The 12,521-nt window shown below is 75.0% G+C and carries 14 protein-coding genes; 2 read left to right on the plus strand and 12 right to left on the minus strand.

All coding sequences use genetic code 11. The features are described from left to right. Window positions 1-74: 74 nt before the first annotated feature. From JYK04_RS00645 to JYK04_RS00655, 3 genes are all read right to left on the minus strand, one after another. Entirely contained in the window at window positions 75-662 is a 588-nt protein-coding gene (locus tag JYK04_RS00645; RefSeq protein WP_189747042.1) for a hypothetical protein, read from the minus strand. Then, window positions 659-943, minus strand: a complete 285-nt coding sequence (locus JYK04_RS00650; RefSeq protein WP_189747040.1) for a hypothetical protein — start codon at window positions 941-943, stop codon at window positions 659-661. Before JYK04_RS00650 ends, JYK04_RS00645 begins: the two co-directional genes overlap by 4 nt. Window positions 944-1,048: 105 nt before the next feature. Next, entirely contained in the window at window positions 1,049-1,693 is a 645-nt protein-coding gene (locus JYK04_RS00655; RefSeq protein ID WP_189747038.1) for a TetR/AcrR family transcriptional regulator, read from the minus strand. Window positions 1,694-1,805: 112 nt separating this feature from the next. On the opposite strand from JYK04_RS00655, the gene JYK04_RS00660 reads away from it, so the two are divergent. Together JYK04_RS00660 and JYK04_RS00665 are read left to right on the plus strand one after the other, a co-directional pair. Then, complete coding sequence (locus JYK04_RS00660; protein WP_189747037.1) at window positions 1,806-3,515, plus strand: ABC-F family ATP-binding cassette domain-containing protein; 1,710 nt, start codon at window positions 1,806-1,808, stop codon at window positions 3,513-3,515. An 81-nt stretch (window positions 3,516-3,596) separates the two neighbouring features. Further along, window positions 3,597-4,514, plus strand: coding sequence for a Vgb family protein (locus tag JYK04_RS00665; protein WP_189747036.1), 918 nt, complete (start codon window positions 3,597-3,599; stop codon window positions 4,512-4,514). A 54-nt stretch (window positions 4,515-4,568) separates the two neighbouring features. On the opposite strand, the gene JYK04_RS00670 is transcribed toward JYK04_RS00665, so the two are convergent. From JYK04_RS00670 to JYK04_RS00710, 9 genes are all read right to left on the minus strand, one after another. Beyond that, entirely contained in the window at window positions 4,569-5,000 is a 432-nt protein-coding gene (locus tag JYK04_RS00670) for a cupin domain-containing protein (RefSeq protein WP_189747034.1), read from the minus strand. A gap of 95 nt (window positions 5,001-5,095) precedes the next feature. Beyond that, window positions 5,096-5,995, minus strand: coding sequence for a hypothetical protein (locus JYK04_RS00675; RefSeq protein ID WP_189747031.1), 900 nt, complete (start codon window positions 5,993-5,995; stop codon window positions 5,096-5,098). Further along, the gene (locus tag JYK04_RS00680; RefSeq protein ID WP_189747029.1) at window positions 5,992-7,005 is read right to left on the minus strand and encodes an SPFH domain-containing protein; all 1,014 of its coding nucleotides are present in this window, start codon (window positions 7,003-7,005) and stop codon (window positions 5,992-5,994) included. The genes JYK04_RS00675 and JYK04_RS00680 overlap by 4 nt, the downstream gene beginning before the upstream one ends. A gap of 366 nt (window positions 7,006-7,371) precedes the next feature. After that, window positions 7,372-7,962 carry a hypothetical protein gene (locus JYK04_RS00685; protein WP_229876872.1) on the minus strand — a complete coding sequence of 197 codons (591 nt, stop codon included), beginning with the start codon at window positions 7,960-7,962 and terminating at the stop codon, window positions 7,372-7,374. A gap of 178 nt (window positions 7,963-8,140) precedes the next feature. Continuing rightward, window positions 8,141-8,770 carry a hypothetical protein gene (locus JYK04_RS00690; protein ID WP_189747027.1) on the minus strand — a complete coding sequence of 210 codons (630 nt, stop codon included), beginning with the start codon at window positions 8,768-8,770 and terminating at the stop codon, window positions 8,141-8,143. 275 nt (window positions 8,771-9,045) lie between these two features. Next, the gene (locus JYK04_RS00695) at window positions 9,046-10,014 is read right to left on the minus strand and encodes a Clp protease N-terminal domain-containing protein (RefSeq protein WP_189747026.1); all 969 of its coding nucleotides are present in this window, start codon (window positions 10,012-10,014) and stop codon (window positions 9,046-9,048) included. A gap of 210 nt (window positions 10,015-10,224) precedes the next feature. After that, window positions 10,225-11,106, minus strand: a complete 882-nt coding sequence (locus tag JYK04_RS00700; RefSeq protein ID WP_189747024.1) for an ABC transporter permease — start codon at window positions 11,104-11,106, stop codon at window positions 10,225-10,227. Continuing rightward, window positions 11,103-12,218: an ATP-binding cassette domain-containing protein gene (locus JYK04_RS00705; protein WP_189747022.1), complete on the minus strand. Its 1,116-nt coding sequence runs from the start codon at window positions 12,216-12,218 to the stop codon at window positions 11,103-11,105. Before JYK04_RS00705 ends, JYK04_RS00700 begins: the two co-directional genes overlap by 4 nt. Window positions 12,219-12,324: 106 nt before the next feature. Next, a complete protein-coding gene (locus tag JYK04_RS00710) occupies window positions 12,325-12,480 on the minus strand; it encodes a VenA family class IV lanthipeptide (RefSeq protein WP_189747020.1) in 156 nt (51 codons plus the stop codon). Between the last annotated feature and the right edge of the window lie 41 nt (window positions 12,481-12,521).

Below are 12,521 nucleotides of genomic sequence, written 5' to 3' on the forward strand. Positions count from 1 at the left end.
CCGCCCCGCGCCGCGACTCGTCCCGTACCGACGACTCGCGGCGCCGGCCGGACTCGGCATCGGCCGGGCCGGGTTCAGGGGGCGACGGGCCGCTTGTAGTAGCGCCACGGGAACCATCCCGCGCCGACCGGGATCCAGCCTTCCGACTCCAGTCGCCGGTGCCGCGCGAGGGAGGGGAGCGTGATCCGGCAGTGCTCCCAGGGGTGGCCGGACGCCTCCACCTCGTGGAAGAAGGGGCCGTAGCCGACCATGTGCCAGCCGTCCCGGCCGGCCTCCTCCAGGGCGGCCATCTCGTTGAACGCGGTCAGCCCGCCGAGGGTGCGGCGCTTCGGGTCGTCCGGTCCCCCGGCGGGCGGTGCCGACGGGGACGCGCCCGCGGCCTTGCCCGCGAAGCGCTGCTGGGCGGCCTGGCGGCTCACCCCCAGGACGCGGCCCACCGTGTCCCAGCTGTGGCCGGCGGCCCTGGCGCCCTGGACGGCCTCGCGCAGCAGGCGGCTCGCCTCCTCGGCGCCGACGCGCGAGGCGTCCAGCAGGCGCAGGTAGCCGTGGGCGTCGTGTTCGAGCGACTCGGCCAGCCCCTCGGGGGCGCCGAGGACGGCCGCGGCGATCCCTTCCCGGATCCGGTCCATCTCCACCGGGTGGAGCAGCGGTTCGCCGCTCATCGGCGCAGTCCGGCAAGGGGTTCGAGGGCGTCGAGGACCGCCTCGTCGCGGCGCGCCCGCTCGGCCGAGTCACGGGCCGCCGCCCGGGCGGCCAGGCCGGCCGTGCAGGCGATGAGTGCGAGGCCCACGACGATCAGGGCGATGGTGGCGAAGGTGGCGAACCAGCCGCCGAACATCACCGTCACGGCCGGCAGGCTCACGGCGAGCGGCAGTACGGCGGCCATGGATCCGGTGGCGGGGAAGAGGTCCCGGTGCCGGGTCTCCGAGTTCAAGATCAACATGCGTCAAGGAAACCTTGACACGGGCGACTTGTCAAGAATTCCTTGACACTCAGGTCTCTCACCGCCCCGGGCCCGCACCGTCCCCGGCCCGTCCCGCCTCCGGGGTCATCGCGGGGTGCCGAAGGCGCCGGCGCGGGCCGCCGCGGCGGCGGCCCGGGCGGCGCGGTGCGGGAGCGCCGGTTCGGGGGCGGCCCGGACCAGCAGCAGCTCGTGGTAGAGCGGGGCGGTCGCCGCGACGAGCAGCGCCCGGCCGTCGGCGGGGCCGGGCAGTTCACCGCGGCCGGCCGCCCGGGTGACGACCACCGCGCACCGCGCGTAGCGGTCCTCCCAGAAGCGCGACAGCGCAGCCGCCGCCTCGGGCGAGCGGAATCCGGCGGCGATCAGGGCCGTGGTCAGGTTCGGTCCGCCACCCGCCAGCGCCTCGTACACCTCCTGGTTGAGGGCGGCCAGGTCGCCCTCCAGCGACCCGGTGTCCGGCGGGCTCCACGGGTCGTCGGACGCGGTGTCGAGTACGTCGGCCAGCAGCGCCCCGACGTCGCGCCAGCGCCGGTAGACGGTCGTGCGGTGGACGCCGGCGCGTTCGGCGACCGCGTCGACCGTCAGCCCGTCGTACCCGGCCTCCAGGAGCAGTGCGCCCACCGCCTCCAGCACCTGGGCGCGGACGCGGGCGCTGCGACCGCCCGTCCGGCGCCGCCTCGTGGCCGTTTCCTGTCGGCCTGAATCTTCGCTTGCCTGCGCGGGGGAATCCATGTCAGCATTTTAACGCAACATTCGTCGCCTTAAAGGAGAAGTCCCGTGGTCATCCCCCGCGTTGCCGCCCACCGCACCGCCGCCCCCGCCCCCGAACCCCTGGAGCCGCCCTGTGACCGCACAGCTCACCGCGTCTGACCTCACCAAGTCCTACGAAGGCCGCCCGGTCCTCGACTCCGTCGACTGCTCCGTCCGCGTCGGCGAACGTCTCGGTATCGTCGGCGAGAACGGCTCGGGCAAGTCCACCCTGCTCCGGCTGCTGGCCGGGGCCGAGCGCCCCGACCGCGGCGAGGTCGTCCTGCACGCCGAAGGCGGCGTCGGCCACCTCGCCCAAGAGGAAAGCCTCCCCCCGCACCTGACCGTCCAGCAGGTGGTCGACCGCGCCCTCGCCGGACTGCGCGCCCTGGAACGGGACCTGCGCCGGCTGGAGGCCCGCATGGCCGGCGGCGACGCCACCGCCGGGACCCTCACCGCGTACGCCGACACCCTCACCGCCTTCGAACTGCGCGGCGGGTACGACGCGGACGCGCGCGTGGAGCGCTCCCTGCACGGCCTCGGCCTGCCGGGCCTGCCCCGCGAGCGCGCCGTCGGCAGCCTCTCCGGCGGCGAGGCCGTACGCCTGCGCCTGGCCGTACTGCTGGCCGCCGCACCGGAGGTACTGCTCCTCGACGAGCCCACCAACCACCTCGACGGCACCGCCCTGACCTGGCTGGAGGACCACCTGCGGGCCCGGCGCGGCATCACGGTCGCCGTCTCCCACGACCGGGCCTTCCTGGAACGCGTCGCCACCTCCCTCCTGGAGGTCGACGGTGACCTGCACAAGGCCGTGCGGTACGGCAACGGCTACGCCGGCTACCTGGCGGAGCGCGCCGCCGAGCGGCGGCGCCGCACCGAGGCCCACACCGCCTGGCGGGCCGAGGCGGCCCGGCTGCGCGAGGCCGCCGCCGTCACCGCCCGCCGGGTGGCGCCCGGCCGGGCCGTCAAGGACGGCAACAAGATGGCGTACGACCGCGCTGCCGGCCGGGTCCAGCAGTCCCTCGCGAGCCGGGTGCGCAACGCCGAGGAGCGGCTCGCCCGGCTGCTGGCCCGGCCGGTGCCCGCGCCCGCGGACCCGCTGCGGTTCACCGCCGTACCGCGCACCGCCACGGCCACCGCCACGGCCACCGCCACGGCCACCGCCGTCGCCGGGCCCGGGGCGCCCGCCGGGCCGGCCGGGTCCGGCGACGCGCGACGAGTGCTGCTGGCCGCGGCGGGCGTCGCGGTCGAGGGACGGCTCGCGCCGGTGGACGTGAGCGTGCCGGCCGGCGGCCGGCTGCTGGTCACCGGCCCGAACGGGGCGGGCAAGAGCACCCTGCTGCACGTTCTGGCCGGCGCCCTGGACCCCGGCCCCGGGCAGGTCGTCCGGCACGGCCGGACCGGGCTGCTGGCCCAGCACGCCGACGCCGGCGCAGGCCGCGGGACGCTGCTCGCGGCCTACGCCGAGGGCCGCCCCGGGAACCCCGAGGAGCATGCCGAACGGCTCCTGTCGCTGGGCCTGTTCGCCCGCGACCGGCTGTCCGCCCCGGTCGGCTCCCTGTCCGTCGGGCAGCGGCAGCGGCTGGCCCTGGCCCGCCTGGTCACCGAACCGGCCGACGTCCTGCTGCTGGACGAGCCCACCAACCACCTCTCCCCCGCGCTGGCGGAGGAACTGGAGGAGGCGCTGGCCCGGTTCGCCGGCGCGGTGGTCGTCGTCAGCCACGACCGGCGGCTGTGCGCCCGCTGGACGGGCGACCGGCTCACCCTGCGCGCCCCGGCGTACGCCGCGGCCGGCGCCCGCCCGTGACGGCGGACCGGCGGACCGGCAGACCGGCAGACCGCTCCCCCTTCCCCGCCTCCCCGCCTCCCCGCCGAAAGGACGCCCCGCTTGACCACCTCCGCAAGCCCGCTCGCCGCCCTCACCGTGCCCACCGCAGGCTCCGGCCCGTACGCGCTCGCCGTCGGGCCGGACGGCCACCTGTGGTGCACCCTCGTCCACGCCGGGCGCATCGCCCGCCTCACCCCGTCGACCGGCCGCGTCGAGGAGTTCGCACTCGACTCCCCCGACTGCGGCCCCACCCTGATCACCGCCGGACCGGACGGCGCGCTGTGGTTCACGCGGTACCGCGACCACCGGATCGGCCGGATCACCGTGGACGGCGAGACCCGCTCGTACGCGCTTCCCGGCGGTGCGGGCGGGCCCTACGGGATCGCGGCCGGGCCCGACGGCGGCGTGTGGTTCACCCTGACGAACGCCGACCGCATCGGCCGGATCGGCGCGGACGGCGAGGTCCGCGAATTCCCTCTGCCGTGCGCGGGGGGATTCCCGTCCTTCCTCACGGCGGGACCCGACGGAGCCCTGTGGTTCACCCTCAACCAGGCGAACGCGATCGGCCGGATCACCGTCTCCGGCGAGGTCCGGCTCCACCCCCTGCCCACGCCCGGCGCCGCCCCGGTCGGGATCGCGGCCGGCCCGGACGGGAGCCTGTGGTTCGCGGAGATCGACGCCGGGCGGATCGGACGGCTCACGACCGGCCCGGCAGGCGTGGAGATCACCGGATTCGCGCTGCCCGAAGCCGACTGCCGGCCCCACGCCGTCGCGGTCGCGCCGGACGGCACCTGCTGGTTCACCGAGTGGGCCACCGGCCGGATCGGCTCCGTCACCCCGGACGGCACGATCACCGAACACCCGCTCGCGCACCGGGACCGCGAACCCCACGGACTCGCCTTCGGCCCGGACGGCACGCTGTACGTCGCAGAGGAGCGCAGCGGCATCTCCAGGTGGCAGGTGCGCCACGCCACCTGAGACCCGGACGGACGGCAGGGCCGACAGAACGGCGGCGTCGAGGCGGCCCGTGGCTCAGCCGGCTCCGACCGGCATCGGGGCGAGCCGGGTCTCCAGCCAGGAGGGCAGGTCCAGCAGCCGGACGCCTTCCTGCTCTTCGGGGTCGGTGCGGGCGACCAGGCAGACCATGTCCTGCGCTCCGGTGTTGACGGGCAGGTGGGGCGTGTCCGCGGGGATGTGGAGGTAGTCCCCGGGGTGCAGGACGACGTGTTCGGCGAGGTCCGGGCCGTGCCAGACCTCGACCTGCCCGGACTGGATGAAAATGGCCGACTCGTGCCCCTCGTGGAGGTGAGGACGCCCCCGCGTCCCCGCGGGCATCACCAGCCGGTGCAGGCACAACCGCTCCGAGCCCGCGGACCGGGCGCTGATCCCCGCGCCGAACGTGCCGCCCTGGACGCCTTCGTAGGTGCCGGTCCGCACGACCGTGCACTGCTTCTGATCTGCCATGCGGGCAGTACACCAGGCAGCGGGCGGCGTCCGGGGAGTTCCCGCCACCGTCGGCCGCGGGGCCTGCGGTGGCGGCGGCCGGTCGGGCGGGGCGCTCATGTCACCAGGTGCAGTGACGTTCCCGCGATGCCCAGCCGTACGCTCTGACCCCAGGTCAGCTCCAGGGCGTCGCTCTCCATTCCGTCGCCGAAGACCACGATCCGGTCCGATTCCACGGTCAGCTGCAGCCCCTGCCCCCGCCCCAGCTCGCCGGCGACGTTCGCCGTTCCGGTCGTCGGGGAGGGCCAGGCCTCGCGCACGAACCACAGGAGCCGCCGGTCGCAGGGGGCGGGCAGTCCCGCGGGGCTGCCGCGCTCCAGCCACAGGGAACGCAGCCAGCCGGTGGCGCCCGTGCCGGTGCCCACCAGCACCCCGGAGGAGGCCTGGGCCTCGCCCGGGCCCTTGTCGGCGTCGGAGCCCAGGCGGTAGCGGGCCGTCTGATGGCCGGGCGAGCCCACGTAGATCTCGTTCAGTGCGAGAAGGCGCTGGGTGTCGTCGGCGACGGCCTCGACCATGGTCAGCTCCTCCGCCCGGCCGCCGGCGGCGGTCGCCGCACGCAGCAGGGCGGCCGCGTCGGCCCAGCGGTGCCGGACCAGGACCCCGGGGTTGCGCCCCGGGTCGGTGTCGATGCCCACCACCGGCTGTCCGCGCAGGTACTTCGCGGTGTTGGCGACCAGGCCGTCCTGGCCGACCACGACGACCACGTCCTCCGGGGCGAACAGGAAGCGGTCCAGGTCGGCCCGCTCCACCCGGGTGCTGCGCCAGGTGAGCGGCACGGCCGCCGCCACCTCCCGCAGCGCCTGCCGGGTGCGCTCGTGGCGGCGGGCCACCTCGTCGATCGACCGGCCCCGGCTGGAGAGGAAGAACGCGGCCTGCCCGTGCGTCCCGTGCCGGGCGAGCAGTTCCTCGTACTCGGTCCTGCGGTGCACGAGCACCGCCCGCGGGGCCAGGCTCACGCGTCCGCGCCGCCTTCCGGGCGTCCGAGCCTGGTGAGGAGCCCGGTGAGGACGTCGGGAGAGAGCGTGATGCTCTCGATCCGCGGCAGGTTCTCCGCCAGCCGGGTCACCGCCAGGGCGTGCAGCGTGCCCGGGCCGGCTTCGTCGTGCACGCGCAGCCAGGCTGCCTGGGCCTCGGCGCGCGCCGCGCCCGTCTCGCGCGCCGCCTCGGCGTCCGCGCGGGCCAGGCGGACCTTGCGGGCCGCCTCGGTCTCGGTGCGCACGCCGTCCGCCGCCGCCTTCTCCTCCGCCTCGCGGCGGGTGTTGGTGCCGCGCTGGTCGATCAGCTGTGCCTCGCGCCTGGCCAGTTCGATCTGACTGGCCAGTTCGTTCTCGGCGATGGCGCGCTCACGTTCGACGGCGACGGCCCGCCGTTCGTAGGTGGCCCGGTCCGCCTCCTGCTGGATCTGCTCGCGGGCCGGGGTGCGCAGGGCGCGCTCCACCTCGGCCTCGGGGCGGATCGCCACGACCCGCACGGCCACCACGTCGATGCCGGTGGCCGGGAGCCTGGGCTCGGCGGCGAGACCGGCGGCGACGCGCCCCCGCACGGAGGCGACGCCGTCCACCAGGGCGACGGCCAGCGGAGTGCGGGCCAGTACGTCCAGCGTGTGCTGCTGCGCGGTCTCGGTGAGGAGGGTGGCGATCTGCTCCAGGGGGGCGCCGCGCCAGCTCCCGGTGTCCGGGTCGACGGAGAAGTCGAGCCGGTCCGCGGCCTCGGCCGGGTCGCTGATCCGGTAGGTGACGGTGGCCTGCACGGCGACGTCCTGGAAGTCGGACGTACGGGCGTGGAACGCCATGGCCAGCTCCCGGTCGTCGACCGGTACTTCGGAGAGCGCCGCCGACAGCGACCGGTACCAGAAACTGAGCCCCCGGCCGTCGTGGACGAGCCGGCCGCGCTTGTGGTGGCGGATGTGGGCGGTGGGCGCGGAGCGCAGATGGCGCCAGCCGAAGCGCCGGGTGATGTCGGCCATGACGGACCCCCTTCATTTCGTCAATGCGACGATAACGAGACGCGTCCATATCGTCAAGTAGACGAGAAGAAGGTTCCGCGGCGCCGCCCGGGCGGCAACGGGAGCCGCCCGAACGGGTCTTCGGCCTGCGGGACGGCCTGCCCCGAGCGGTCTCACGGTCCGTGCGTCCGGTGTGCCGGTCGTCCCGGAGTCGGTGATCACGGCCCCGGACCCCCGGTCCTGTCCGACGACCCCGAGGGGACCCCCTGCCTGATGTCCATATGTCCATATGGACTTCGATCGATCGCCGCGGCCGCCACGCCGCTGGGCCCCGGCCATCGCTGACCGGCGAGCGCACCGGGCCGGGATCCGCTCCGGCGCGTGCCGTTACCCGTCCCGCGCGGTCAGGAGCAGGACCTGGGCCTTGGAGCGGGTGGTGCCGAGCGCGGTGGCCACCGCTTCGGCGGACATGCCGTCGTCGCACAGCGCGCCGGCGGCCGTCCGGCCCGCCCGGGCCGCCATCCGCTCCAGCACACCGGCGGCGCGCAACGCGGCCAGCGGCGCGTCCGCGGCCGTGGCGGTCAGCTGCCCGGCCATCGCGGCCAGGAGCGCGGCCAGCGGCTCGGGCAGCGGTACCGCCCTGTCGCGGACGACGGACAGGTGCGCGGTCCAGTCCGCGAGCGGTCCCGCCAGGTCGACGTCCGCCTCGTACAGGGGCTGGTCGCCGATCGTCGCCCAGTCCAGCGGATACTCGGCGGCGCCGCGCCATCCGCATGCGCACACGGCCCTGAGGGCCTCGGCGCGCGGGCGGCGGGCCCGGCCGTCGTAGGCCGACCAGTGCGTGGTCGACGGCACGTCCGGACCGCTCCCGACATCGAAGTACGCCGGGCCCGGTTCGCTGCCGCCGACGAGTACACCTGCCGCGCCCGCGTGCGCGTCCCCGAAGTCCACCGTCCACCAGTCCCAGTCCACGAGCACACCGCCTTCTCCCCGGTCCCGCCGACAGACCGGCCGGATCCCGACTGCGACCCTGCCCCGCCCGCGCACCCGCCCACACCCCGGCGACCCCAACAACCGATGCCGTTGGATCCCGGGCCTGGAGCCGGGACCACGATCCGTGAACAGAGCCGGCCGGTACGGGCGTTCGGCCCTGCTGCTATGGGCAGGACTCCTCCGTCTTGGCGACGGTGAAGGCGACCGGCTGTCCGGTCAGCGCGGTCCCCGGCTTCGGGTCCTGGGAGCAGACCTTCCAGTTCGACTCCTGGAGGACCATGCGGCCCTGCAGCGCGTCCTTCACCGTGATGCTCGCGTTGGAGGGCAGCGCGCCGCGGACCGCCTTCATGCCCTGCCCGGTGAAGTCCGGCATGGTGCTGCCGGCCGGCTTCGGAGCGGGCGCGTCGGCGACCGGGCAGGACTCCTCCAGCTTCACGGCGCCGAAGTCCACGGTGGTGCTCGTGTCGACGTTCGCACCGGCGGCAGGGGTCTGGCTGCAGACCTTCCAGTTCCGGTCGAGGGCCTGGAGCCGGTCGCGGCCGAGGGCGTCGTGGGACTTGAGGAGGACGAACCCGGCCGCCTGCGCTTCGTCCTGGGCGGTCTGGAGGCCCTTGCCGACGAAGCCGGGAAGGGTGGCGGTCTTCGCTGCGGGCGCGGAGCCGGCCGGCGCCGGGGCGGCGGGCGTGCCGGGGGCGGCGGGCTTGGCGGTGTCGGTGGTCTGCGGGTTGCAGGCGGTGAGGGCGAGAAGGGCTGCAGCCGTGGCGGCGAGGGTGGCGGTGCGGTGTGTGCGCATCGCGCCATGGTGGCCGACGTGTACGGGGCGTGAGGTGGCTGTGACGCTCCTGTGACGCGCGAAAGCCCGCCGAGGTGGCGGGACTTCGCACATCGGCCGCCAGGGCTTGCCGGGTCGGCGGGTCGTTCGGAACCGGCGGTGAGGGCTGCGGCGGGGACCGGCGGAGGGTCGGTGCAGGCGCCGGCCGCGGGCTGACGAGCGCGGCAGACCCTTCCGACTCCCGTCACCGGCGCGGCGCGTGCACGAGGCGGTCCGGCCCGCCAGCGCAGGTGCGGTCAGGGGCCGGCGGGGCGCCGGAGAGCGGCCGGGTCCACGTCGAGCGCGGCCAGCAGCCGGACGCTGCGGTTTCCCGGCTCGCTGAGCAGCCGGTCCAGCAGCCCGGAGGTGCCGCCGGCCATCGTGTCCTTGAGCAGCTCGCGCGGTGGCACCGTGTCCTGGCCGAGGTCTGCGCTCGCCATCACCGCACTCGCCCGTGCGTGGTCCACCCCGGCCCCGACCAGGACCCGGCCGCCGTCGTAGTCGGCCTTGGCCTCCTTCGCCAGGTGCGGATAGGCCTGCGCGACCGCGTACGTCCGCAGCATGCCCAGGAGGACGTCGTCGGTGCGGACCTTCCCGCGGTGTGCTCCGGCAAGTTCCCCGGCCTCCAGGCGCGCCCACAGCACCGGGTGCGCCGCGGCGTTCATCGGCATCACCCTGACCAGCAGCGTCGACCAGAACTGCCCCAGCTCACGCGGCTTGTAGCGGCGGCGGCCCACCAGGGCGTCGCGGGTGGAGCGCAGCTCCGGCGGGACGGCGTCCTGCACGGCGGGGACCCGTCCCGACCGCACGGCCTGCCGCAGCGCGGCCGTGTCGACCCCGCATCCGTCGAGGTAGCGCACCGCCCCGCAGGACGGGTCGTCCAGGATGGCCGCCAGCAGATCGGCCGGGGAGCGCTCGACGCCGCGACCGGTCACGGACGGGTGTTCCCGGCACCGGGCGAGCGCCGCTGCCCCGGCGGTGCTGAGCGTGAGCGGGCGGCCCTCCTGCCCGGCCGGTGCGACCTCGGCCCTTCCGGGTTCCTCGTCCATCTTCCCGACGCCCCGGCGGATCACGTGCGGTGTGAGGTCGTACGGGGCGAGGAACTCCTGGACCCGGTCGTCCTTGCCGATGCAGGCCAGCAGGGTGTGTGTGCTGACGTGGCGTCTTGCGTAGACCGGGCCGAGCGCGGTGAGCAGGGCCTGGTCGGCGCGGAAGTCTGAGGTCATGCGGAAGATCCTGGCCGGGGCGCAGGGGTGTTGCGTCAGCCCACGGTCGGAATCGGGTGCGAGGAATGCCGGAAATCGGTGCGACGAAAGTTGGAAACCGGTGCGACGAAAGGGGGAGTCACGGCGCGGGCTTCGCCGAGGGCCTCGCGGCTGCGATCGGGCGGGCCGCGCGTACCGGCCGGGGTCTGCGTTCGGTCCCTCGGCTGCCGGTCATTCGGGGCGGCTGAAGCGGTGGGCGGCCCAGAGCAGGGCCATGACTCCGCCGGCCAGCAGGAGGGCGCCTTCCAGGAGCAGGGGAGGTTGCCGGCCGAACCAGTCGAGGCCGGCGGTGGCCGCCTGGTCCGGTACCCGTAGCGCGATGCAGCGGCGGAGCAGGTCGACTCCGTAGGCGAGCGGGTTGGCGGCGGCCAGCGCGTGGGCCCAGCCCGGGAGGTTCTCGATCGGGAAGAAGCCTCCGGACAGGAACAGCAGCGGCATCATCACCAGGCCGAGCAGCATGTGGAAGATCTCGGGCCGGCCCAGGGTCACGGCGAGGGCCAGGGACAGGGCCGTGATGGTGAAGGAGGTGAGGATCATGCCGACGAGGAGCAGCGCCAGGAGGAGCGGGTCGTAGGGCAGGCCGACGGTGCCGGCCAGGCCGAGCAGGACGGCGCCCTGGACCGTGGAGACGATGGTGCCGCCGGCGCAGCTTCCGAGGAGCAGGGTGGACCGGCTGACCGGGGCCATGAGGAGTTCACGCAGGTAGCCGCTCTGCCGGTCGGTGATCAGGCGGATGCCGACCATGATGGCCGGCGTCTGCACCGTCATCATCAGCATGCCGGGGAACAGGTAGGTCTGGTAGCCGACGCCCAGCGAGGAGTTGGGGATCAGGGCGGCGAGACCGCCCCCCAGGACGAAGAGGTAGAGCACCGGCTGGAGCAGCATCAGGGCGGTGTGGGCGGGTTGGGAGGACAGGCGCAGCAGATCGCGGTAGATCAGGGCGTGGACCGCGCGCAGTTCGTGGCGCAGGGGGGTCCCCGGCTCCCGGCCGGTGGCGGGGGCGTCGGGGGTGCCGGCGGAGGTGTCCGGGGCCGGGACGGCGGGTGCGGTCATGGGGCCTCCTGGTTCGCTGCCGTGGTCGCGCTCGGGGTGGGAGCGGCCGGCTTCGGGTGGGGCCGGGGGGTGTGGATGCTGCGGCCGGTGTGGTGGAAGAAGACGTCGTCGAGGGTCGGCGGGGTCGCGGACGCGGCGTGCACCGCGATGCCGTGGGCTTCCAGTGCCGCGCACAGGCGGGGAATCCAGGCGCTGCCGTCGGGCACCCTCAGGGTCACGCCTTCGGTGTCCAGGGTGACGGCGAGTCCCGGCGGTGCGGTCCGGCCCACGACGTGGCGTGCCGCTGCGTCGTCGCCGGTGCGCAGCACCACCCGGTCGTCTCCGATCGCGGCCTTCAGGGCGAGGGGGGTGCCCTGTGTCACGAGCCGGCCGTGGTCGATGATGCCGAGGCGGTCGCAGTTCTCCGCCTCTTCCAGGTAGTGGGTGGTGACGAAGAGCGTGCTGCCGTGCCGGTCGCGCAGTGCGCGCAGGTGCTCCCAGACCTGGGCTCGGGCGTGTGGGTCGAGTCCGGTGGTCGGCTCGTCGAGGAACAGGACCCGGGGTGCGTGGAGCAGGCCGCGGGCGAGCTCGAGGCGGCGTCGCATGCCTCCGGACAGGGTGCGTACCGGGGCGCGCCGGCGGTCGGCCAGTCCGACCATCTCCAGGGTCTCGGTGGTGCGCAGGCGGGCGTGGCGGCGGCGCAGTCCGTAGAGGCGTGCGTGGATGTGCAGGTTCTGTTCGGCTGTCAGGTCCGGGTCCAGGGCGCTGTGCTGGAAGAGCATCCCGACCAGTCTTCGTACCTGCTGGGGGTGGCGCAGTACGTCGACGCCGGCCACCGTGGCCTGTCCGGCGGTGGGGCGGGCCAGGGCGCACAGGAGGGCGAGGGTGGTGGACTTCCCCGCGCCGTTGGGGCCGAGGAAGGCGAAGGTTTCGCCTTGGAGGACGTCCAGGTCCAGGCCGCGGACGGCGTGGGTGGTGGTCCCGTCCGGACCCTCGTAGCTCTTGAACAGGCCGCGCGTGCTGATGGCGTGGACGGGCGGGGCGGCGGCGGACGGTGTGGTGTCCGGGTGGGTGGGGGCGGCGGTCAGGAGGGTTGCCCGGGTGCGGGCGTCGTCCGCGGCAGGTGGCTGCATGGTCGGGTCCTCGTCTACGGGGGTGTCGTGCGCAGGCGTGCCGGCCGCGGCGGCCTCGCTCCGTCCGGTGGCTGCCCGGGGGCGGCCACCGGACGGAGGTCGTCGGCTAGGCGCAGCTGATGCCGATACAGACGGTGTTGAGGAGCGTCAGCAGGCCGACGCACTCGCAGGTCGCGGCGAACGGCGCGCCGTCGACGCCGACCGGGTCGGTCTCCGGAAGGGCGTGCAGGTGGGCGAGCAGGGTGAGGTCCTGGTTCTCCATGACATTCTCCTTCTCTGAGCGGTTGCGACAGGGGGTCCCTG

Source organism: Streptomyces nojiriensis (genome assembly GCF_017639205.1).
Lineage (GTDB): Bacteria > Actinomycetota > Actinomycetes > Streptomycetales > Streptomycetaceae > Streptomyces > Streptomyces nojiriensis.

Coding starts and splice junctions, on each gene's coding strand:
- JYK04_RS00655 (WP_189747038.1), bottom strand. CDS start 1,693: ATGGATTCCCCCGCGCAGGCAAGCGAAGATTCAGGCCGACAGGAAACG.
- JYK04_RS00650 (WP_189747040.1), bottom strand. CDS start 943: ATGTTGATCTTGAACTCGGAGACCCGGCACCGGGACCTCTTCCCCGCC.
- JYK04_RS00680 (WP_189747029.1), bottom strand. CDS start 7,005: ATGGCCGACATCACCCGGCGCTTCGGCTGGCGCCATCTGCGCTCCGCG.
- JYK04_RS00645 (WP_189747042.1), bottom strand. CDS start 662: ATGAGCGGCGAACCGCTGCTCCACCCGGTGGAGATGGACCGGATCCGG.
- JYK04_RS00670 (WP_189747034.1), bottom strand. CDS start 5,000: ATGGCAGATCAGAAGCAGTGCACGGTCGTGCGGACCGGCACCTACGAA.
- JYK04_RS00710 (WP_189747020.1), bottom strand. CDS start 12,480: ATGGAGAACCAGGACCTCACCCTGCTCGCCCACCTGCACGCCCTTCCG.
- JYK04_RS00695 (WP_189747026.1), bottom strand. CDS start 10,014: ATGACCTCAGACTTCCGCGCCGACCAGGCCCTGCTCACCGCGCTCGGC.
- JYK04_RS00705 (WP_189747022.1), bottom strand. CDS start 12,218: ATGCAGCCACCTGCCGCGGACGACGCCCGCACCCGGGCAACCCTCCTG.
- JYK04_RS00700 (WP_189747024.1), bottom strand. CDS start 11,106: ATGACCGCACCCGCCGTCCCGGCCCCGGACACCTCCGCCGGCACCCCC.
- JYK04_RS00690 (WP_189747027.1), bottom strand. CDS start 8,770: ATGCGCACACACCGCACCGCCACCCTCGCCGCCACGGCTGCAGCCCTT.